Source organism: Paraburkholderia sp. FW306-2-2C-D06C (genome assembly GCF_058781505.1).
In genome coordinates, this window is sequence record NZ_JBYSWU010000017.1 from 117,330 (window position 1) to 136,180 (window position 18,851).

At 59.7% G+C, this 18,851-nt stretch carries 15 protein-coding genes and 2 pseudogenes; 8 read left to right on the top strand and 9 right to left on the bottom strand.

The genetic code is table 11. The annotated features are described in order from the left end of the window. Positions 1 to 100: 100 nt before the first annotated feature. The gene (locus AC3WLT_RS15550) at positions 101 to 1,291 is read left to right on the top strand and encodes an ABC transporter substrate-binding protein (protein WP_492592602.1); all 1,191 of its coding nucleotides are present in this window, start codon (positions 101 to 103) and stop codon (positions 1,289 to 1,291) included. Next, a complete protein-coding gene (locus AC3WLT_RS15555; protein ID WP_492592603.1) occupies positions 1,288 to 4,224 on the top strand; it encodes a bifunctional diguanylate cyclase/phosphodiesterase in 2,937 nt (978 codons plus the stop codon). Before AC3WLT_RS15550 ends, AC3WLT_RS15555 begins: the two co-directional genes overlap by 4 nt. 252 nt (positions 4,225 to 4,476) lie before the next feature. Here the strand turns inward: AC3WLT_RS15555 and AC3WLT_RS15560 are convergent, their stop codons facing one another. The 3 genes from AC3WLT_RS15560 to amrS form a co-directional block, all read right to left on the bottom strand. Further along, positions 4,477 to 4,869: a hypothetical protein gene (locus AC3WLT_RS15560; RefSeq protein ID WP_492592604.1), complete on the bottom strand. Its 393-nt coding sequence runs from the start codon at positions 4,867 to 4,869 to the stop codon at positions 4,477 to 4,479. A gap of 132 nt (positions 4,870 to 5,001) precedes the next feature. Beyond that, on the bottom strand, positions 5,002 to 5,883 hold the full coding sequence (locus AC3WLT_RS15565) for a M28 family peptidase (RefSeq protein ID WP_492592605.1): 882 nt from the start codon (positions 5,881 to 5,883) through the stop codon (positions 5,002 to 5,004). Positions 5,884 to 5,929: 46 nt separating this feature from the next. After that, positions 5,930 to 7,006 (bottom strand): AmmeMemoRadiSam system radical SAM enzyme, encoded by a 1,077-nt coding sequence (amrS, locus tag AC3WLT_RS15570; protein ID WP_492592606.1) that lies wholly within the window; start codon positions 7,004 to 7,006, stop codon positions 5,930 to 5,932. Positions 7,007 to 7,336: 330 nt separating this feature from the next. On the opposite strand from amrS, the gene AC3WLT_RS15575 reads away from it, so the two are divergent. Further along, on the top strand, positions 7,337 to 7,726 hold the full coding sequence (locus AC3WLT_RS15575; RefSeq protein WP_492592607.1) for a VOC family protein: 390 nt from the start codon (positions 7,337 to 7,339) through the stop codon (positions 7,724 to 7,726). 298 nt (positions 7,727 to 8,024) lie between these two features. Continuing rightward, the gene (locus tag AC3WLT_RS15580) at positions 8,025 to 8,315 is read left to right on the top strand and encodes a hypothetical protein (RefSeq protein WP_492592608.1); all 291 of its coding nucleotides are present in this window, start codon (positions 8,025 to 8,027) and stop codon (positions 8,313 to 8,315) included. A 686-nt stretch (positions 8,316 to 9,001) separates the two neighbouring features. On the opposite strand, the gene AC3WLT_RS15585 is transcribed toward AC3WLT_RS15580, so the two are convergent. From AC3WLT_RS15585 to AC3WLT_RS15595, 3 genes and pseudogenes are all read right to left on the bottom strand, one after another. Continuing rightward, positions 9,002 to 10,447, bottom strand: coding sequence for a sialidase family protein (locus AC3WLT_RS15585; RefSeq protein ID WP_492592609.1), 1,446 nt, complete (start codon positions 10,445 to 10,447; stop codon positions 9,002 to 9,004). Between the two features lie 484 nt (positions 10,448 to 10,931). After that, positions 10,932 to 11,060: pseudogene (locus AC3WLT_RS15590) on the bottom strand (IS110 family transposase); the annotation flags it as partial. A gap of 887 nt (positions 11,061 to 11,947) precedes the next feature. Beyond that, a complete protein-coding gene (locus tag AC3WLT_RS15595) occupies positions 11,948 to 12,418 on the bottom strand; it encodes a cupin domain-containing protein (protein ID WP_492592610.1) in 471 nt (156 codons plus the stop codon). A gap of 501 nt (positions 12,419 to 12,919) precedes the next feature. On the opposite strand from AC3WLT_RS15595, the gene AC3WLT_RS15600 reads away from it, so the two are divergent. Beyond that, positions 12,920 to 14,317, top strand: coding sequence for a sulfite oxidase (locus AC3WLT_RS15600; protein ID WP_492592611.1), 1,398 nt, complete (start codon positions 12,920 to 12,922; stop codon positions 14,315 to 14,317). Between the two features lie 322 nt (positions 14,318 to 14,639). Here the strand turns inward: AC3WLT_RS15600 and AC3WLT_RS15605 are convergent, their stop codons facing one another. Continuing rightward, positions 14,640 to 15,344: a ferredoxin reductase domain-containing protein gene (locus AC3WLT_RS15605; protein ID WP_492592612.1), complete on the bottom strand. Its 705-nt coding sequence runs from the start codon at positions 15,342 to 15,344 to the stop codon at positions 14,640 to 14,642. Positions 15,345 to 15,834: 490 nt separating this feature from the next. On the opposite strand from AC3WLT_RS15605, the gene AC3WLT_RS15610 reads away from it, so the two are divergent. Next, positions 15,835 to 16,098, top strand: a complete 264-nt coding sequence (locus AC3WLT_RS15610; protein ID WP_328807375.1) for a hypothetical protein — start codon at positions 15,835 to 15,837, stop codon at positions 16,096 to 16,098. Continuing rightward, positions 16,095 to 16,904, top strand: coding sequence for a DUF6675 family protein (locus tag AC3WLT_RS15615; protein WP_492592613.1), 810 nt, complete (start codon positions 16,095 to 16,097; stop codon positions 16,902 to 16,904). The genes AC3WLT_RS15610 and AC3WLT_RS15615 overlap by 4 nt, the downstream gene beginning before the upstream one ends. A gap of 621 nt (positions 16,905 to 17,525) precedes the next feature. Here the strand turns inward: AC3WLT_RS15615 and AC3WLT_RS15620 are convergent. Beyond that, positions 17,526 to 17,660, bottom strand: a complete 135-nt coding sequence (locus tag AC3WLT_RS15620; RefSeq protein ID WP_115101171.1) for an entericidin A/B family lipoprotein — start codon at positions 17,658 to 17,660, stop codon at positions 17,526 to 17,528. Positions 17,661 to 17,836: 176 nt separating this feature from the next. Between AC3WLT_RS15620 and AC3WLT_RS15625 the strand changes: the two genes are divergently transcribed. Further along, complete coding sequence (locus AC3WLT_RS15625; protein WP_492592614.1) at positions 17,837 to 18,148, top strand: hypothetical protein; 312 nt, start codon at positions 17,837 to 17,839, stop codon at positions 18,146 to 18,148. Positions 18,149 to 18,765: 617 nt separating this feature from the next. Here the strand turns inward: AC3WLT_RS15625 and AC3WLT_RS15630 are convergent. Next, positions 18,766 to 18,851, bottom strand: a pseudogene (locus AC3WLT_RS15630) (3-oxoacyl-ACP reductase); the annotation flags it as partial.

The window sequence follows — 18,851 nt, forward strand, 5'->3', positions numbered from 1 at the left end:
ACGAATTGAGTTTGCCTCCCTGCTAGCTGGTCTGGTCAGTCTCATTCTTTTGTCCTTGTGCGGTTGTCAACAGCAAGACCACGCTTCTTCGAGCACACCCGTGCCGACCGGGACCACCATTACTGCGTTGATATGGGCTCCAGACTGGCCGGAAGAGATGTTCCAGATTGCTGCTGAATTCAGCAAGCTCAATCCAGACATACGCGTGAATGTGCAGTTCATGATTGGCAATTCGGTCGAAGAAAATATCAAGCCCCGGATCGCCTCTGGCAACTTACCGGATTTGGTGAGTGTCAACCCGAATGCGTATGCGGCTGAATTGGCCGATCAAGGCATTCTGGCCGACGTTAGCAAGACATCAGCATGGAAGAACATGCTCGACCCTCTCAAGAGGGACTGGACCAGTCGCCAATCCAGGAGTTTTGGAGTATCCGGTGGAGTGGCTACGACGCTGATCTATTACAACCAGGACAGGTTCGCGAAGGCAGGGATCAAGGAACTGCCGACCAATTTTCACGAGTTCCTGATGGTTTGCGAGCAGCTCAAACGTGCGGGATTTACACCCATTATGTGGAACGGTGGCTTCCCGAACATGCTCGGCAACGGTCCCTTCGCTTCCGGTTTCGCCAACAATGTGGTGGCACGCGAGCCGGCTTGGAAGAGAAAAATCGGTGATGGCACGCTGGATTTGAACACGCCTGAGGTAGCCGATATTTTTGCCAGGATTCTGCTGATGGCAGAACGTGGTTACGTACAAGAGGCATTCATGGCGACGGATTACGATGAAGGCATACGGTTGTTCAAGGAAGGCAAAGTTGCGATGGCTTTTCACGGCAGTTGGGCGGCCGGCCTTATGCTGCGCGGCAACCCCTTCGAGGTTGGCGTGTTTATTCCGCCCTGGAACGCGCCTGACAAGCGGGTGGTGCCTGTGATCGGCAGCGAAACTGGGTTTGCGGTGTGTGAGACTCCCAACAAGGCCGCAGCGATGCGTTTCCTCGAATTCATCGCCGGGAAGGGGTTCTCCATTCTCCAAAGAAAACGCCAGAACATCCCCCCGTTCAAGCAAGTCCCGGGAATGATCGTGAGCGATCAGAAGATTGTCAACTACACTAACATGGTCAGTCGCTATCCGCTGACCGCCAGCCCGTACTATTCAGTTCTACCCTCCAACTCGATCGAGCGGCTGCATCAATTGATGCAGGATGTGCTGTTCAAGAAGATCACGCCCAGACAGGCAGCAAAACTCCTGGACGAGTCTGTCAAGAATGAAGCAAAGATGCAATACAAATGAGCTCAATCATCGGTTCGCTGCGAAGCGCTTTCGCGTACTTCTCGCTGGATCTACTGCGCCGTGTCGAAATTCGTTACCGGCTGATCACCGCGTTCATACTGCTTTCGCTGATACCGATACTTATTTCGGGTTATATATCGTATGTAGAGTCGACCGCAGCGATCAAGGAGAACGCGGAGATATTCTCGAAAGAGGTAGTCAAGCAGGTATCCAAAAACATCTTGTTGCGGATGGAACAGGTCGAGACGGAAAGCAGCCTCGTTGTGCTCTCTGATCGAGTTCAAGGCGCGCTTACAAGGGTTGCAAACGGCAGTGCAAAGGAGCAGAGCGAGGCGCGCCAGGATATGACCCGGCTGCTCCTGGAGCACTACGGATCGGTTGATTTCATCAACCAGAAATATCTGCTGGACAGCAACAACCGAATCATGGACACCCAGGCGTTCGCGCAACTGACTCGGGGTGTGATGCGCCTGGTCAAGCAGGCTCCCGATCGGAATGGCCGCCCTTACTGGGGCAGTTACGACAACGGCGTTGGACAACAAAACATCGGGATGGTGCGTGCCATCATCGGCAAAAGCAACAATCACCAGATCGGCAATCTGGTTCTGGTTATTCGCCCCGAACATTTCTCGACGATTTTTAATGACGTCGCCTTGGGGACCGGAACGGAAATCTACGTTCTCGATTCCAGCAACAACAAGCTGATTGTCCGTGCCGACGGCACACCCACGGACACCGATGGGACGGCCGAACCTGGCCCGATAAAAAAAATCGCGAACAACGAGCCACGCGGCGAGCCGAGTGGTTTCGTCGACTTCGAGGGCAAGCGCGGGAGGCGCTACCTTGCCGCGTACACAAGAATTCCTGGCACGACATGGTTTGTGGTCAGCACAATCCCGGAAAAGAAGTTGACGGCAGAGGCACAGTCCGTGCGCAACCAGATCGTACTGGTTGGTATCTCGGGATTCCTGCTTTCGATCTTCCTGGCCTACTTCATTTCCCACAGCATTTCGGCACCGCTTAAAGAACTGGTGCGAAAGATGCACGATACAGGCAACGATGCGGGAGCCGAGACGGAGGCGCTTGCGGAAGCGCGCACTGATGCTGGCGGTAAGGATGAACTAGGCAGACTGGCGCAGCGTTTTGAAAGAATGAGTGCGGCGATCAAGCAGAAGATCCAGAAGATCAACGAGGTCAACGCCTCCCTTGAGCAGACCGTCATCGAGCGAACGGCGGAACTCGTCACCAGGGAGCAGGAGTCGCGAACGTTGATTGAGAACTCGCCGGACACGATTACCCGCTACGACCAAGACCTCCGCCGCATTTACGCCAATCCCGCTTTCTGTGCCTTGGCGGAGTGCAGCCTCGGCGTATCGCTCGGCAAGCGGCCCTCGGAGATCCCCGGCGGCCCTAATGCGCTGATCTACGAGAAGAAGATAAGCGAAACCATTTCAAGCGGGAAAAGTGCGCAATTTGAGCTGAGATGGGTCAGTAAGGATGGTCAGGAACAGTGCACCCATATCCGCCTGACTCCAGAGATTGACCGGTCGGGCAAGGTGAACTCGGTGCTGGCTGTCGGTCGTGATTTGTCGGACCGGATAGCATTTGAGGCGACAATCTGGAAACAAGCCAATTTCGATGCGCTGACCCATCTTCCGAATCGCCAGATGTTTCAAGACCGTCTCGAGCATGAAGCCAGAATATCGCATCGCTCCGGGCAGCATATGGCTTTGATGCTGATCGACCTGGATCGCTTTAAAGAGGTCAACGACTCCTTGGGACACGACACAGGGGACATCCTGCTGATCGAGGCCGCCAGGCGCATCACGTCGTGCGTGCGCGAATCGGACACTGTCGCTCGACTTGGTGGTGACGAGTTCACCGTCATTCTGCCCAACCTGAATGACACCGAAAGCATTGAACGGATCGCAAAGACTATCATCAACAAGCTGGCCGAACCCTTCAAACTCGGCTCCGATGAGGTTTTCATTTCTGCCAGCGTCGGCGTCACACTTTACCCCGACGACGCCAGCGAACTTGATGTCCTTTTCAAGAATGCTGACCAGGCCATGTATGCGGCCAAAAACGCTGGGCGTAACCGTTTCAGCTACTTCACGCCCGACTTGCAAGTGGCCGCAGAAACGCGCCTGCGTCTCACGAGCGATCTACGTGCCGCCCTGCATGGCGAACAGTTCCAGGTTTATTACCAGCCCATCGTTGACCTGGCGACTAGGGAAATTTACAAAGCCGAGGCACTGATCCGCTGGCTGCACCCCGAACGCGGCACGATCAGCCCGCTGAATTTCATTCCATTGGCCGAAGACACGGGGCTAATCGTTCCCATCGGCGATTGGGTGTTCAAGCAGGCCGTTCATCAGGCACGGCAATGGCGCAGCCGATTCCATCCGTCTTTCCAGATCAGCGTCAACATGTCACCGGTGCAGATTCGTCAAGACAGCCTCGTTTGTATTCAATGGTCCGAATATCTCATTCGGGAAGGGATGCCCGGGCAGAGTATTGCGGTTGAAATAACCGAGGGGCTGTTACTGGACGCCGAATTGAACGAAAAACTGCTGACCTTCCGTGATGCGGGGATTCGGATCTCGATCGACGACTTCGGGACTGGTTACTCGTCCCTGGCCTATCTCAAGCGCTTTGACATCGATTACCTCAAGATTGACCGTTCATTCGTACAAAACCTCGGCTTTGACGGCGGCAATCAGTCGCTTTGCGAGGCAATGGTCATGCTAGCTCACAAACTGGGATTAAAAGTCATTGCCGAGGGGGTGGAGACGACAGAGCAACGTGATTTTCTCATCGCCGTGGGTTGTGATTTTGCCCAGGGTTTTTTGTATTCCGAGCCCGTTCCGCCTGATCAATTTGAGGTGTTGGTGTGGCCGAATATCGAGGGCAAGCAAGTCGCGGAAAGCTAACTCCAATGTCCGCTTTCGGCGTTAATGTCGGTCCGCTTCGGGTCGAACTCGGTCATGCGTCGCAAACGACGACGAGCTTGTATGTGCACGTCGACGAACACTGTCAACGTTGTGAAAGAGAAGACGAGCCCTGCGCTACTTACGCAACGTCCCAACATAGGCCGATCAGTGACCCCATTGGGTGGAAGCGAAGTTTCCTCGACTGGGCGTCTGGAGCACGAAGCTGTCCGACAAGGGGAGTAATCAAGTGGCTCAGCGCGGCGTCACGCCGGCGCGACTCAAGATTATTTTTGCTCGGTCGATGACGGGCCTATCGATCATGCGTCCGTCCATCATGACCGCATGTGAATCGCGCGTTGCTTCGATTACTTGTTTGGCCCACTCGATTTCAGCCGCCGAAGGAGCAAAAATCCTACGAGCTGCGGCGAGCTGTGTGGGATGCACACATAGCTTTCCAAGGAACCCGAGATTTCGCTCGAAGCGCGTTGAGCGTTCGAATACCTCCATGTCGGCGATGTTTTCAGTCGCACCCGAGATAGGGGCGGACAGACCGGCGGCACGGGAAGCGATGACCATTCTTGAGCTTGGATAGATCGAGCCCACCATTTCTTCCGGCGGCAACTGGAGTTCGGTCTGGTAATCCATGCTGCCGAAAGCGAGACGGCGGATCTGCTTATGGCGGTCGACGGACTTCCCGACATCGCGGCACTGCGAGCTGCTGGCGTGCGTCGTACGCGCCTGCGCTCTACGCGCCGCCGCATATTTCGTGGCTGCTTGCTACCAAGGCGACAGCGACACGACGCTCGCGGCCAATCCGAGCGTCACTTCGCTCAGGCGACGAAAATCAAGCGTCGTCGGGACATCCTGCGCGGTGTGGTAGTGCGGATTGCGCAGGTAAGCAGTGTCCGTCACCATCACGGCGGGGTAACCCTGGCGCCAGAAAGACGAGTGGTCGCTCAATGCGACGCCCGGCACCCACCACGGCAGTGACGCTGCTTCAAGCGGAAAACTGGACGAGGCTTCGAATGCGTCGACAAGCCATCGCAGCTGACGCGCCGAGCGTAGATTCGACACAAAGCCGATAAAGTTGCCCTGGGCTGGATAGAAGTAACGCAGCAGAGGCGGATACCTTTGAGTGCCAGGCTCGTCCCGGTAGTAGCCAAGCATTTCGAGCGAAAGCATCAGGCGAATGCGATCCCCACGCAGCCGCGCGGCGCGCGCGTATCTGAGGCTGCCCATGTCGCCGCGGAAGAAAAACGGCGCCTCTTCGTTCACAAACGCGACGCAGCGCACGGTATACGGAGGCGAGAGTGTCCGGAGCATCCTGGCGATCTCGAGCAGCGCCGCGATACCGCTGGCGTTATCGTCAGCTCCGGGGCTGTGCCGAACGGTGTCGTAGTGCGCGCCCAGCACGATCAGTTCGTCAGGCTGAACGCTGCCCGCGGTCTCGACTTGGATATTCGCGCAGGGGACACCGCGTACCCTATATTCCTGACGCGTCGCTGTGCAGCCATACGCAGTCCATTGCCGTTCGATATAGTCGGCTGCCGCGTGGAGCGCACCAGGCCGGAACACATTGCGTTCGCCGATTTCGCCGGCCAGAACTCTTACGTGACGCTCCAATCCTGCGGGCAAGTCGGAGACGTCCAGTGTCAGCATGCGTTTCACTCCTCTGTCGAACGCGATCTGGATGGCACCGCGCGCGCTACATGTCGATGCGGATGGGGATTCGCCGCGGACCGAAGGGGCGATCGAACCGCGCAAACCTGCCGGCCACTAGCGTGCCGCACGAGGGACAATGGCCCTCGGTCGTGAGCCGATAGTCGTCGATGCGATACCAGTCGCGTACGATGAGCGCGGCGCCGCATGCGGGGCAGAAGGTGGTGCCGCCGTCGACGTCGTGCACGTTGCCCGTGTAGACGTATCGCAAGCCCTCCGCGAGCGCGATCGTGCGCGCACGGGTGAGCGTGGCGGGCGGTGTGGGCGGGACATCGGTCATCCTGTAGTCGGGATGAAATGCCGTGAAGTGCAGCGGCACGTCGTCACCCAGTTCCTTCACAAGCCACTGCGCCTCGGCGCGGATTTCCGCGTCGCTGTCGTTCTTGCCGGGAATGAGCAGCGTGGTGATTTCCAGCCAGACGCCGGTTTCGTGCCTCAGATATCGAAGGGTGTCCAAAACCGGCTCGAGGCGCGCGCCCGTGACCCTGAAATAAAAATCATCGGTGAACGCCTTCAGGTCGACATTGGCCGCGTCCATGGTGGCGTAGAAGTCGCGCCGCGCCTCTTCCCCCATGTAGCCGGCGGTCACCGCTACAGCCATGATGCCGCGTGCGTGGCAGGCGTTGGCCACATCCATCGCGTACTCCGCGAAGATCACCGGGTCGTTATAGGTGAAGGCGACGCTTTTGCAGCCATATGCCTCGGCTGCCTCGGCAATCGCCGCCGGGGCCGCCGAATCGGCAAGCGTATCCATCTCGCGCGACTTGCTGATGTCCCAGTTCTGGCAGAACTTGCAGGCCAGATTGCAGCCGGCGGTACCGAAAGACAGCACACTGGTGCCGGGATAGAAATGGTTCAGCGGCTTCTTTTCGATCGGATCGACGCAGAATCCCGATGAGCGGCCATAAGCGGTCAGAATCATGCGGTCATCGACGCGCTGGCGCACGAAGCAGGCGCCGCGCTGTCCGGCGTGCAGGCGGCAGTTGCGCGGACACAGGTCGCACTCGATGCGTCCGTCGTTCAGAAAGTGCCAGTAACGGCCGGGATAGGGCGATTCCTTCATACCTGTGGCGGCCTTGACGATCGCTACGGAACTTCATTATCGACCGAATCGTTGCGCGTGTGATCTGACAGGCTGTCCTTCGCGTTGAAACCGTCGCGTGATTATCGATCGTTCGCAGCATCGTGTCGCTGCACGGCGAAACCTGGCGCGCAAACAGCAGCGAAGGCGTGACGCGATTTGCGTTGGCGTTTCCGTGCCGGCTCACGTTTCCCGCAAAGCAACATGCTGAAGCCGATCGGAGCCGCGTAGTTCGTTGGCTGGTGCTCGAAGTCGAAACGTGCAATGCTGATCCTGTCCCGCCGGATAGCCGGCGCAAGGAGGATCGCGGACATGAGCATCATGCTGAATCACACCATCGTGCACTCGCGCGACCGGGACGCCGCGGCGAAATTCTTCACGGAGATCTTCGGCCTTCCCGACGCGACTCCGTTCGGCTCGTTCCTTGCAGTGCGACTCGGTAACGACGTCACGCTCGACTTTTACGGGGCCGGTCGTGAGGTTGAGTCGCAGCACTTCGCGTTTCTAGTGGGCGAACCGGCATTCGACGAAATTCTGGGCCGCATCCAGCGTCGCGGGTTGCCGTACTGGGCCGATCCCGTTCATCGCCGGCCGGGCGAAATCAATATGAGCGACGGCGGCCGAGGCGTCTACTTCCAGGACCCGAGCGGCCACAATCTCGAGATCATTACGCGCCCATACAGCAGCGACATTTCGCCGTGACAGGCCCGTAGATTCTCGGAGAGTTTTTCAAACAAAATCGGTCGACTATGGCCGACCGCATCGGGCAGACGTCGGCCATTTGCGGACGTTGGCTGAAGGCACCAGGATTTTGCATCGCTTCCCAGGTTTACTACGACGGCACAGTTACTACACTTCGTAAGGGTCGCGGATATTAGGTGGGCGGCCTTCTCAATTAGTTGCACGCACTACACGCTGTCGGAAAGAGCAGTTACACGCTGCACATATGGTTCGTGCGGCACGCTCGTCCCGCTGATCCATCAAACAGGAGGATCCAATCATGCAAACTGTTATAAGGAGATATTCCGGAAAGGGTGCAAAGGAGTTGTTCGATCTGTTGGAGAAGCGCACGGCTGACGTCGAAGAACTGCTGCGTTCGGTCAAAGGCTTTGTCGGCTACACCCTCGCACGCAGCGGCGATGGCGGATTCTCGGTGACTGTTTGCCAGGACAAGGCCGGCATCGATGAAAGCGTGCAAAAGGCGAAGGACTGGATCGCGAAAAACGCCGGAAACACGGGCGCGGCCGCGCCGGAAGTATCGGAGGGATCAGTCCTCATTCACCTGAAGTAACTTCGCCTTGCGACTGGCAGCGCGTGAGTTCAGCGGGCGGATTGGGACGTATGTAACCGGCCTCACCGGCTGCTCCTCACGCACACTTCTTGCCAGGTTCGTCCAGACCGGCCTTTGTACGTTGATCAGGAAGATCCCACAGAGCGGATTGGGAATTCGGCGATCTCGTAACGGGCTGCTGATGGCTTGTCTTGAACCCGGCAGCGCTCTCCGGGAACGAGCAATACCACGCCGCTCGCCGGTCCAACGTACGGCAATCCGTTTTCTTCTTCATCGAGCGGCGAGTCGCGGACAAGCCGCGCAAGCGACTCATGTCAAACTTTGAACGGCTGCTCCGGAGAGGATTGACTGGCCGGAGTGGGTCGTGAAGCGCCAGTCATGTCTCCGACAACGGTCGTTCTCGAATGCGATGGCCCCGGGTCGAGAAGCGGTCTCACTGCTATTGCGATAACTACCTCCCACTACAACCTGCTGATCGCCCGACTGATGTGCGCAGCTGCGAGCCATCATGATATCGAGGCCCTCGAGCTGCTCAGCCTGCGGCGATCTTGTCGAGATGATGGCTGAACGGGGTTTGTTGCTGGCTCACAAAACGCGACAACACGTCGGTGCTGTACATCTTTGAAGCGGTAACCATGCGGGACGGGAGAACGTCCGGCCGGGACAGCCGGCCGGACGCGCGCGTATTACGGAGTAGGTGAAACAAATACGTCCGTGCGATTGGCCGGATTTTCCGTGGTTTGAATGAAGAACGGCACAAATGGGAGCGCGCCCACCCTCACGTCGAGTCCCTGGTAGTCTCCGATGAAGAAGCCCCTCGCGATCGGTGCCGTCTTCATGTCGAACGGGCCAGCAATATGCAGTTCGTTGCCGAAGCTCTGCCCCCCGTTGCTCGACTCCGTGCGCCAGTAGTTCGTCGGCAGCGTCGTCGTATTGCCGTCCGCCAGGTCGCGGAAGTCGTCGTATGTGACGCCCACGACGCCCGACGAATTGACCCGCACCGACGGATTGAACGCCGGCCGCCCTGTGGGGGTGTTGACCCGTATCGGCGCGCTCCAGGTCCGGCCGCCGTTGGTGGACGTCGACAACGCGACCTCGTCGAAGTGGCCGCCGTTGAAGCGCGAATCCTGCCAGACCACATAGAGCTGCCCGGTTGCCGGGTCGATCGCCGGCTCGGGGATGATGTCGCCCGTGCGCAACGGTTCACCGGTGTTGGGGTCCTTTACCCCTACGGTGCGCAGATCGGCGATGATTTGCGGCTTGGTCCATGTGGCGCCATCGTCAGTCGATTTGATGAACGCAACCTTGGAGGCCGTTACGTTGAACGGCGGGGTGATCAGGTTGAAGAAGTCGTAAAGCGTCCCGTTCTGCGAGTCGACCACGATCTGGTTACCGATCGTCTGCTGCCGTGACGGGGTCGGCACGATGATGCTGGGCGAGCTCCAGGTCAGACCGCCGTTGACGGTCTTCGAGAAAAACGCCGGTCCGCGGAACGCGGCTGTGTGCCGATCGGCATACGGATTGCCGTTTGGTGACTCGAGCCGGTCCCATACCGTATAGGCAACACCGTTCCTGATCGGATTTGCCGTCACCGATTCCTTGTCGTTGAAGAACTGCGTCGTGGGCTCGTTGTCGGCGATGATGACGCTCAGATTCCCCCAGGTCAGGCCGCCGTCCCTGGAGACCGCGGCGGCCACCGAATTGCTGTTGCTGGACTGGTTGAAGGAGATCGACACGGTATAGGCAGTACCGTCCGGTCCGATGGACACCCATGGGTCGGAGGCGCGCTCGTATCCGAGTCCGTTGGCGCAGGCGCTGAAGGGCAGGGGCGTCTCTGTCCAATGCGCGCCGCCATCGAAGGAGGCGCCCGCAACCAGACCGTGCGCGCCGCCGTTCGACCAGCGATCCTGCTGCCATACACCGATGATGTTCGACTGATTACCCGGGTTGACCGCCACCCACGGCTCGACTTCGGCATTCACGTAGTTCGTGCCGGGTCCGCCGATGGTGCAGGTGGCAAAGGGGCTCGGGCCGGAGACCAGTACGGGTGCCGCCCGACTGGCTGTGCTCGCGGCCATCGCTGCAAAAAGTGTGGTACCGATCAGAACTGCAACAGGCTTGCTGCGGCGCATGGAAGTCTCCAGTATCCGTATGCGGCCTGCGACAGCAGAACCGGTTGCGTGTGGCGGCTGGAAAACGGCGGGGGCGACATCGGTCCCGCCTGCCCGGGCGTCAGCCAGGAGATCGTCGGCGTGCCTTGTTTCCGCCATTCTTTGCTCGCCATACTCTGCCGCTTCAACTGCCACAGGCCGACAGCGCTGGTTCGCCAGCGCGTCGGCCACGACTCCGTCACAAATGGTCAGCCAGTCCCTGGCCGGTCGGCAATGTCATTACCCTGCCGCACCGACAGCGCCAATTTCCGGCTATGAAAACTGCCACGTGGAGTGGGCTTTCTCAACATAGGTCGCGCCGGGAAAAATTGCATGAAGATTTTGTTACCGACAGGTCTTGTCGCCGCACTCGGGGGAGCGGTCTTGTGCGGCGCAACTGAGGCAAGCGCTAACCCAACTATCGGCAGGCGAAGAAGCTGATGCAGGCGTGCCCCTATGTGTTTCGTCAAGCATTAGGGGCGGATTTCGGTTGGTAGAAAGTGCCGTCGCGCAGCATGGCGAACAGCACGTCGCAGCGTCTTGTGGCGAGGGCGATGAGCGCCTGATTGTGGCGCTTGCCCTGCTGGACCTTGCGGGCGCACCTTGTTGCTGCGCCCAGACGGGTGTGAGATTGCCCCAGGCTGAGGTCAACATGGTTGCGGGCGGTGTTTCAAAGCGCAGTGCCTGAGCCGCCATCAACGATCGCTTCTCCATGGAACAGCAGGCGCTGATCGGTCCGGTTGGTGAACGCGCCGATTGACTACGACCCTGCGTTAGGCAGCAACCGGCCAACTACGGCCTTTGGCCCGCGCTCTCGCCCGGACATTCGAACGTCGGCTTTTTGCCAAGGCAACGGACCTTCACGCGCCGATCGTGACCCTCGGCCATACCCGCCATTCACGTTTCAGCAATAGCGACCGGCCATCCTCCTTGACGCCATCTACATCAGCGTCCGCTTCAGTTTTCGGAGCGTCACTTTCGATCCCTATGTGCACGTCGCAATTATGCGCAGATCGTACTGGGGGCACGTGGTTGTTTCAGCGGCGATGCGGCTTCTGGCGAGATCGATCAGCGTAGATCTCGACCGCGCTGAATTGCGCCGCGTGCTCGCGACACTGAGCCGCCTCTCGGCGATTTCGATTTCGCCGAAGAGGCGCAGCGCGGCGCCTTTGAGGCTGAGAGTGGGCCTGACATCTGAGAGAGATTTCGCTGTTCGTGTGGTCTCCCGTCGGATACCGCAACGGTGAGCCGTGTCTTCGCCGGTTCAATCCGCGAATGGCCGGGTTGCAACTGTCTACAGCTCGTCCCCGACGTTGAATGAATGGCTTACGCGGTTAGCCCCAGCTTTGGGGAGCTGCTTACAGCGCCCAGGCTCCGCTTATGCACAGCGCTGATCGCTTGACCGACGGGTCATTTGATCGTCACCTTCGGAGGGTCCCGAAAGGCCACTCCGGAACTGACGGCGGAAACCGGTAGCCGCACTTACGGATGCGGATGAATCGGATCGACCCAATAGACATCTTCCGGCGGCTCGGCGGGCTCGATATCCAGGTTAACGACTATCGGCTCTTGACCGCTACGGACCACAACGCAACTGAGCACCTCGGTCTTGCTCGCATTGATCTCTTGATGGGGTACGAACGGGGGCACATAAATGAAATCGCCAGGCCCTGCCTCTGCGGCGAACTCGAGATGTTCACCCCATCGCATACGTGCCCTGCCGCGCACAACGTAGATGACGCTTTCCAGTTCACCATGATGGTGGGCGCCCGTTTTGGCGTCGGCGTCGATGGTGACCGTACCGGCCCAAAGTTTGCTGGCGCCCGCCCGGGCGTGAGTGATTGCAGCTGCTCTCGTCATGCCAGGCGTTTGGGGCGTATTCATATCGAGGCGGGAACCCGGAATGATCTTGACGCCGTGATCGCGCCAATTCGGCTTAGCCTGAGAATTCATACCATGCTCCTCGGAACGCTGAGGAATCCCCGACACAACTGCAAAAAATTTCGCGAATAGGACGATCGCGAGACCCGACGGCTTTGGGCTGCGATCTGTTCTCCTGCGCGACTGGCTGCAGGCCGTGGATTGACCATCTGCAGTGAAGTATAGTCGCTCGCGTCATGAGCAGACTTGCCTCTACCGGGCATGCTGCGCGTCACCGTGCTGCGGCGCATTTATTGCCCATTACTCCACGCTTGATGGCTGCAATTTGGCCGAGCGCGGCCGCTCGGCCAGCTCCAAGAAGCAGCCGCCGGAACGCGGCGCGGACGGTGCCGAACGCGACGGGCTGACGGAGCCGCTTCACCAGCCACTGGCGCGATCGATTTCCGGGGGCGCGGCTGGAGGCTCTGCAGCGCCGTTCCATAAACCGGACCATCTGCGTTCGATCTTTTCTGAGCTCGACTTTGACCACCGACCCGCAGTAAGCTGATCGAACCGACGTCCCGGGAAGCCGCCATGGCTCTGTTCGTTGTGCGGCATCAGCACGCTGCCGAGCGCTGCCCCGCTCAGGATCCCTATATGGGGGCCATGCTATTGAATCACCTGAGCCGCCCAAACGTCGCGCGGCACGGGGTGGAGATCCGGGGCGAGGCCGTCGTGCGGGGTGAGCACACCTTGTACCTCATCGTGGAAGCTGAGGATGAGGGCCGCCTGCGCGAGTTCATGAAGCCGTTCCAGATGGTCGGCAGCCTGGACATCTACCCCGCCTCGACATGCGCACGCGTAGTCGCCAGCGGCGGCTGCGGCGCAGCGCTGCCCGTGAGCGAACTCGTGCCGGCGCTGGATCCCGAAGAGGCCTGCCAGAAGGCTATTGAAGCCGGCCTGGTGGTCCATCGCGCGCATCCGCTCAACTGTGAGACTTCGATTCCTGCGCTGATCGGCGGCGTGGTCATGCCGAACGCCCACTTTTATGTCCGCAATCACTTCCAGATCCCCGACCTCGACCCGGCCGCCTTCCGGCTCGCCGTTGGCGGCCTCGTAGAACGACCGCTGAGCCTTGGCTTGCGCGACCTCCGCAACATGCCGTCGCAGACACTCATCGTCACCCTCGAGTGCGCCGGAAACGGCCGCATGAAGTTTGACCCGCCCATCGAGGGCGAGAAATGGGACCTGGGGGCCGTCAGCACCGCAGAGTGGACCGGCGTGTCGCTGACGGAAGTGCTGGACCGGGCTGGCGTGCGGACGGGCGCGACGGAGGTGTTGTTCCGGGGGGCGGACGGCGGAACCGTGGAGGGCCACTCAGGACCGTTGCGCTTCGAGCGCAGTCTCCAGCTTGGTCATGCCCGCGATCCTGACGTGCTGCTGGCCTATGCGATGAACGGCGAGCCGCTGCCCATTCAGCACGGCTACCCCGTGCGCCTCGTCGTCCCGGGCTGGTATGCCGTGGCGTCGGTCAAATGGCTGACTGAAATCGAGCTCATCGACCGGCCGTTCGTCGGGCATTACCAGGCCGCCAAGTATTGGTATGAGTGGGAACGTGATGGCGCGGCCGTCCGCGAACCGGTCACGCTGCAGCGGGTGCGGGCCTTGATCACCGAGCCGGCGCCTGAGCAGGAGGTCCGGTGCGGTGAACTGGCCATCCGCGGCGTGGCCTGGTCCGGCGCCGCTCAGATAGCGCGCGTGGAAATAAGCGTGGGCGGCGGAGGCTGGCAGGGGGCGCATCTCGTCAGCGAGCGCAAGCGTCACAGCTGGCAGTGGTGGGAGCTGATCACCCGGGCCCATGCGCCGGGCGTCGTCACCTTGCGTGCCCGGGCCACCGATCTTGCCGGCCGCACTCAGCCTGATCTCGCCGAATGGAACCGGCTGGGCTACGGCAACAACGCTATCCACGAAGTGCCGGTTCGGATAGTGTGAACGGTCGACTCGATTTTCCGCCTCGAAGGGACATTACCGACTGGCCACTCCTGGAAAGACTTGAACGGCCGGCATGGCCGAGCACTTGTCGCACAGTTCGTGGGGCTGTGTCCGTTGTTCCCAACAAGCTGCCGTTGAGTTGACGGAGAGGCGAACGGCGGAGGTGGGTCGCCACCGGTCAGATGCGCATGACGTCAACCCACGGTTCTAGAACCGTCCAAGCGGCTCACGAGTATTCCACAGCCCCAGATAGGCGTGAGCGGGCGGGACCGACGAGCGATTGTGCATCAGCTGCGGAAAGCGCGCCTCAGTTACCGTGCCGTCACACTGCCGCTGACCATGCCTTTTGGTCGCCAAGGGCGATTTTATGAACGTTCGCTGCATACACCCATTCGCGGGCTTGGCGCTCTATGAGATCCATGAAAGCAGGGGGGCCGCTGCAGTAAATCTGTGTGTTGGCATGAGTTGGACTCATTGCGTGGGAACTCTTCTGCACGAATAGATCATCGGACAGGCCGAAATGGTGATAGACCTCACCGTGACTTCGAAGCGCGTCAAATTCTTCTCGAAGAACTGCGCGGTCGGCCGATCGGGCGAAGTTGTGCACCTCGAACCTTTGACCCGCCGATGCAAGCCGCTTCGCGATTCCCGCGATCGATGCTGCGCCTATTCCGCCAGCAAAAAGGATAGATCGCGCACGATCGTCCAAAATTGTCGGCGGGCTTTTGGGGGTGCCGACATACACTTCGTCTCGTTCATTCAACGGAAACTTGGATAGCAGACTATCCGTTCTGCCATCACCTTCTTGTCTCATGCCTACCACGTAACCATCGGACAGGGACGAAACACCGAGCAAAGGATAGATTCTTTGCTTGTCGCCAGCGCTATTCAGAAAGAGAGTGACGCACGACCCATCGTTAAACGGCGGAAGCGCCGATTTGGACATTGTTCGAAGTTCAACGGCATGGTACCCCTTAGCAATTTGCCATTTTCGGCCCACGATGACGGGAATCAGGTTGTCGCGCATGTCTTCTCCAATAGGACCTGCTTCACAGGTGGAACTCTAGCCGATAGCGCGTAAGGGATGGAGAGGGGAGCCGGGTTGTAGCGAATCCGCAGTGATGATCGGGCGTCGAAACCCGCGTGGTTAAAGGCGTTGAGCGATTAGTGCAAGGATGGTATTTCCAGAACGTACTTTTTGATTATCGATTACATCACGTTGACGATACTTGGCATAGCATAGTAAATGCACTTGGGAACGGTATGTCCATCAAGGGTGACAAGGCAATGCTGCTGCTTTCACACCGATCCATGCACGATCGCTAATGCACACGATAAGAAACTTCAACTTTATCTTGTGGGCGGGAGAAGGCACTATAGCTTCCCGTCCGCTTTACAAGGCCTGTCGACCCGCAACGAGGCGTCACGTTCGACCACTGCAGACAGGCGAGCGAGGAATCGTTTTCGCCGTCGTCAATAGATGAAGACAGCTGTATCCTTGGCAAGGCTGCCCACGCATCGCGCACGTCAGAGCGGATTTCATGCACAAGCTCACGACTCGGCTCTGCCGCGAGAACCAAGCGGTGGTTATCGAGGACCTGAACGTCAAAGGGATGCCGGCGAACGAACGACTTGCCGGGGCGATCTCGGATGTAGGCTTTGGGATCTTTCGCCCCTTGATGCGCCGCTACGTCGCGCTGAGGTATTTCAACATCGGAGCCGCATCGATTTACGTCGTCAAGTTCCTGACCGAGCCGCTGCTGGGAGGCAAGCCCAGATGAACGTTGCGCGTCCTCGCGGTTCGTATTGCCTGAAGGCAGCCGCCCGCTGCGCGCCGCTGGCGGCTGCCGCCGGCTTCGCCGTGGCAACCCCGTTGCCAACGCCGCCGTGCGGGACACCGCCGGTGCCGGCCTACGCGTCGCTGGGCGTGCAACCAGCAATGGCGATCCTGGGCGCCGAGGAGCTCGATGCGAGTGTGTGGCGGCCGTCCTCGTGTACCGGATGGCCTGCCGCGTCCCGCTCCCGGGTTGTCGTCGCGGTCGCAGGGCTGGTCCACGTCGCTGGCGGTCCCGAGACGCTGTTGGCACGTGCCGGGGCGGTCTCCACCCTGCGCAGCATGCGCTACTGGTCCACAACCGACAAGACGTGGCGTCCCTTGTTCCTGGATGCCGCAGCGCTGGCCGGACCCGCCGAGGGCGGGGACCGGCGGGGTGATTTCCGTCCGTCTGAACTGCAAGCCGGTCGAACCTTGTACTTCTGGGTGCGCGACAGCCGCTCCGGCCCCCTAGTGTACCGGATGCGGGTGCTGGAGCACAGCCCGCAGCGGATGGCGCTGGCCGAGGAAAATGTGTCGCCGGTCCGTGCCTTCGGACTGACACTGTTTCAGCCGGCTGCGCTGCAGACGGTGGTGTTCGCACAGCGCCATGCGAACGACGTATGGGGCCTGTATATTCTCGCGCGCATCGACCGGCAAGCCAGCAGTTTCATTGCGAGCGGGCACGAGGCCTCTACGGCGAACCGGGCGCTGGCACTGTTCCGGTACCTGGCCGGCGTCCCGACCGACGCGGAACCACCGGCCGTGCGATGACTTGGGTCGTGACGCAACAGGCCCCTCGTCGATGCGTCAAACGCCTGCTGCGGCGCTCTCGCGCGCTTTCCTGCAGTACGCGGCCGCGGCCGCGGTGTACGGTTTCACATTTCCCGGTGTTGTTCGTCTGGGTCGAAAACTGTCAGTAGCTCACAATAATCCCCGCTTGTGCGAACTCATTTTCTCCCACCCATTTTCTGACCAGGGGCTACGGAATTCCCACGTCCGACTACGAGCAGTTCGCGCTAACGGCGCGTATCGGCCGCTGTTCTCTACGTACGGCAGCACCCGGCCAATTTGAGCCGCTCGAAGATAATTTGTGACCGTCCGCTAGCTGACCCACAGGCGACCGTCGCCGGTGATAACTTGACTTTTCCGTTCATCAGCCTATCAAGAACAGAATCTGCGCCGCACGCTCGCGGTGAGCGCGTCGCTGTCGGTCAACAGATGGACGGTGTCGTGCGCGCCGTTGTGAGAGGATAGGACGATCACCGAGCGCAATTGAAAACGCGGCCCGTAGAGGCGCCGCGTTTGCTGCGATGATTGGGGGAGCGAATGGGTTTGTTGAGTTCGGCTCCTGACTTCGGGTCTTGGCTTCGTTGGCGCACTCAGTTGGTTCCCTTACTTGGATTCTTGTGCCTCATTCTTGATCGCCTGGCCTCCCTTCGAAATGTCCTGGCCTGCGCCCGCCATCGTGTTGCAGCCGGCGAGAACTGCGGTACCGGCAATCAGCATCCATGCAATCAATCGAATCATTATCTTCCCCTTGTTCAAATCAGGATCGGACCAGATTAATTTTAGACGATTTTGCCGTCGGTGCTGCCTGTTTCGCCTATTGGCATCGTTTGACGCGGCATCCGTTGAAGTTCGTTAAGTCTGCTAGGGGTTCCCTTTGATTATGCGTTTTACCGGGGTAGCACGATCTTGGTCTCATGTCGATGCGCTCGTGGAAACCGGCGTTTTGCCCTGTTCCTTTCATTTCGGAAAACGTGACGTTACCCGTCGATTGGTACGTCGAACCGCGTCCGACAACCTGGGCATTTGAATGGCTCGAAGTTACCTTGCGCCGGCAATGCTGCGAGCGGCTGCTCCTCGCCAGCGAGGTAGCAGACTGGGCACGGAAACGCTTCGTGCGATCGAAGTCGGTGCCACCGATCGACAAACCGCTGAATGTCGATAGGCTGGGTGCCGTTCGCTTCGAGGTGGTCGAGAAGCACGTGGAACAGAGCGGGGCTTTGCATTGAGACCTCCGCAGCAATTTCCAGCCATCGTAGCATCCGCCACCCATGCACGGCTGGCGCTCCAGCAGTTCCGCGCGCAAGCCACAGCGGATGTTCACTGCTAGTGTGGTGGTGGGGATTTTCCCCGGTCATCGGGAGAAGGCGATGTCGTCAGACCCCGCCACAAAATCCGCCGAGCCACCTGCGCCGCGAGACAAGCCGCTTCCTGCTGCGGCGCAGCAGGCCGAGTCATCTGCACGGGACGCAAATAAAGACGAGCCGGTACCGCATGAGCGCCCGCCAGTCCGATCAGACGACAACTGACTTTCCGCCGCGCCCTCGGCTTAACGGAAGGGTTCGTGTGTGCGGAGGTCAGAGGCCTCTCGACAGGTAGTAGCTACGCACCAGTGAAATCTGAGAGCGACTCGACTGCCCATCTCGGCCGCTTCAATGAAGAATTTTCGCCCGGGAGCGAACTCCCTGCAGCGCAAAGTCCGGCGCCGTCGCTTATCGTCCGGTTTGTGGCAGGACAGCGGACGTAAACTCGTGGCAGTTGACCGGCAGCAACGGGTCGACCACGGCCTGTCGCGTCGAGCTGCATTTAACTAATTCGGACGACTACGTAATTGAGCGGCTGGCGGTCACCACCGGACGGTCCGGCCGCGATAATCGAGGTATTCGAGCCCGGGATGGCCCTGCTTGGCCAGCAACACATTCACGACCCCGG

Bases quoted from the DNA above. Each gene is read 5' to 3' on its own strand.
- AC3WLT_RS15560 (WP_492592604.1), bottom strand. From the start codon at position 4,869: ATGGATTACCAGACCGAACTCCAGTTGCCGCCGGAAGAAATGGTGGGC.
- AC3WLT_RS15585 (WP_492592609.1), bottom strand. From the start codon at position 10,447: ATGCGCCGCAGCAAGCCTGTTGCAGTTCTGATCGGTACCACACTTTTT.
- AC3WLT_RS15595 (WP_492592610.1), bottom strand. From the start codon at position 12,418: ATGAATTCTCAGGCTAAGCCGAATTGGCGCGATCACGGCGTCAAGATC.
- AC3WLT_RS15555 (WP_492592603.1), top strand. From the start codon at position 1,288: ATGAGCTCAATCATCGGTTCGCTGCGAAGCGCTTTCGCGTACTTCTCG.
- amrS (WP_492592606.1), bottom strand. From the start codon at position 7,006: ATGAAGGAATCGCCCTATCCCGGCCGTTACTGGCACTTTCTGAACGAC.
- AC3WLT_RS15575 (WP_492592607.1), top strand. From the start codon at position 7,337: ATGAGCATCATGCTGAATCACACCATCGTGCACTCGCGCGACCGGGAC.
- AC3WLT_RS15580 (WP_492592608.1), top strand. From the start codon at position 8,025: ATGCAAACTGTTATAAGGAGATATTCCGGAAAGGGTGCAAAGGAGTTG.
- AC3WLT_RS15600 (WP_492592611.1), top strand. From the start codon at position 12,920: ATGGCTCTGTTCGTTGTGCGGCATCAGCACGCTGCCGAGCGCTGCCCC.
- AC3WLT_RS15615 (WP_492592613.1), top strand. From the start codon at position 16,095: ATGAACGTTGCGCGTCCTCGCGGTTCGTATTGCCTGAAGGCAGCCGCC.
- AC3WLT_RS15565 (WP_492592605.1), bottom strand. From the start codon at position 5,883: ATGCTGACACTGGACGTCTCCGACTTGCCCGCAGGATTGGAGCGTCAC.
- AC3WLT_RS15625 (WP_492592614.1), top strand. From the start codon at position 17,837: ATGTCGATGCGCTCGTGGAAACCGGCGTTTTGCCCTGTTCCTTTCATT.
- AC3WLT_RS15605 (WP_492592612.1), bottom strand. From the start codon at position 15,344: ATGCGCGACAACCTGATTCCCGTCATCGTGGGCCGAAAATGGCAAATT.
- AC3WLT_RS15620 (WP_115101171.1), bottom strand. From the start codon at position 17,660: ATGATTCGATTGATTGCATGGATGCTGATTGCCGGTACCGCAGTTCTC.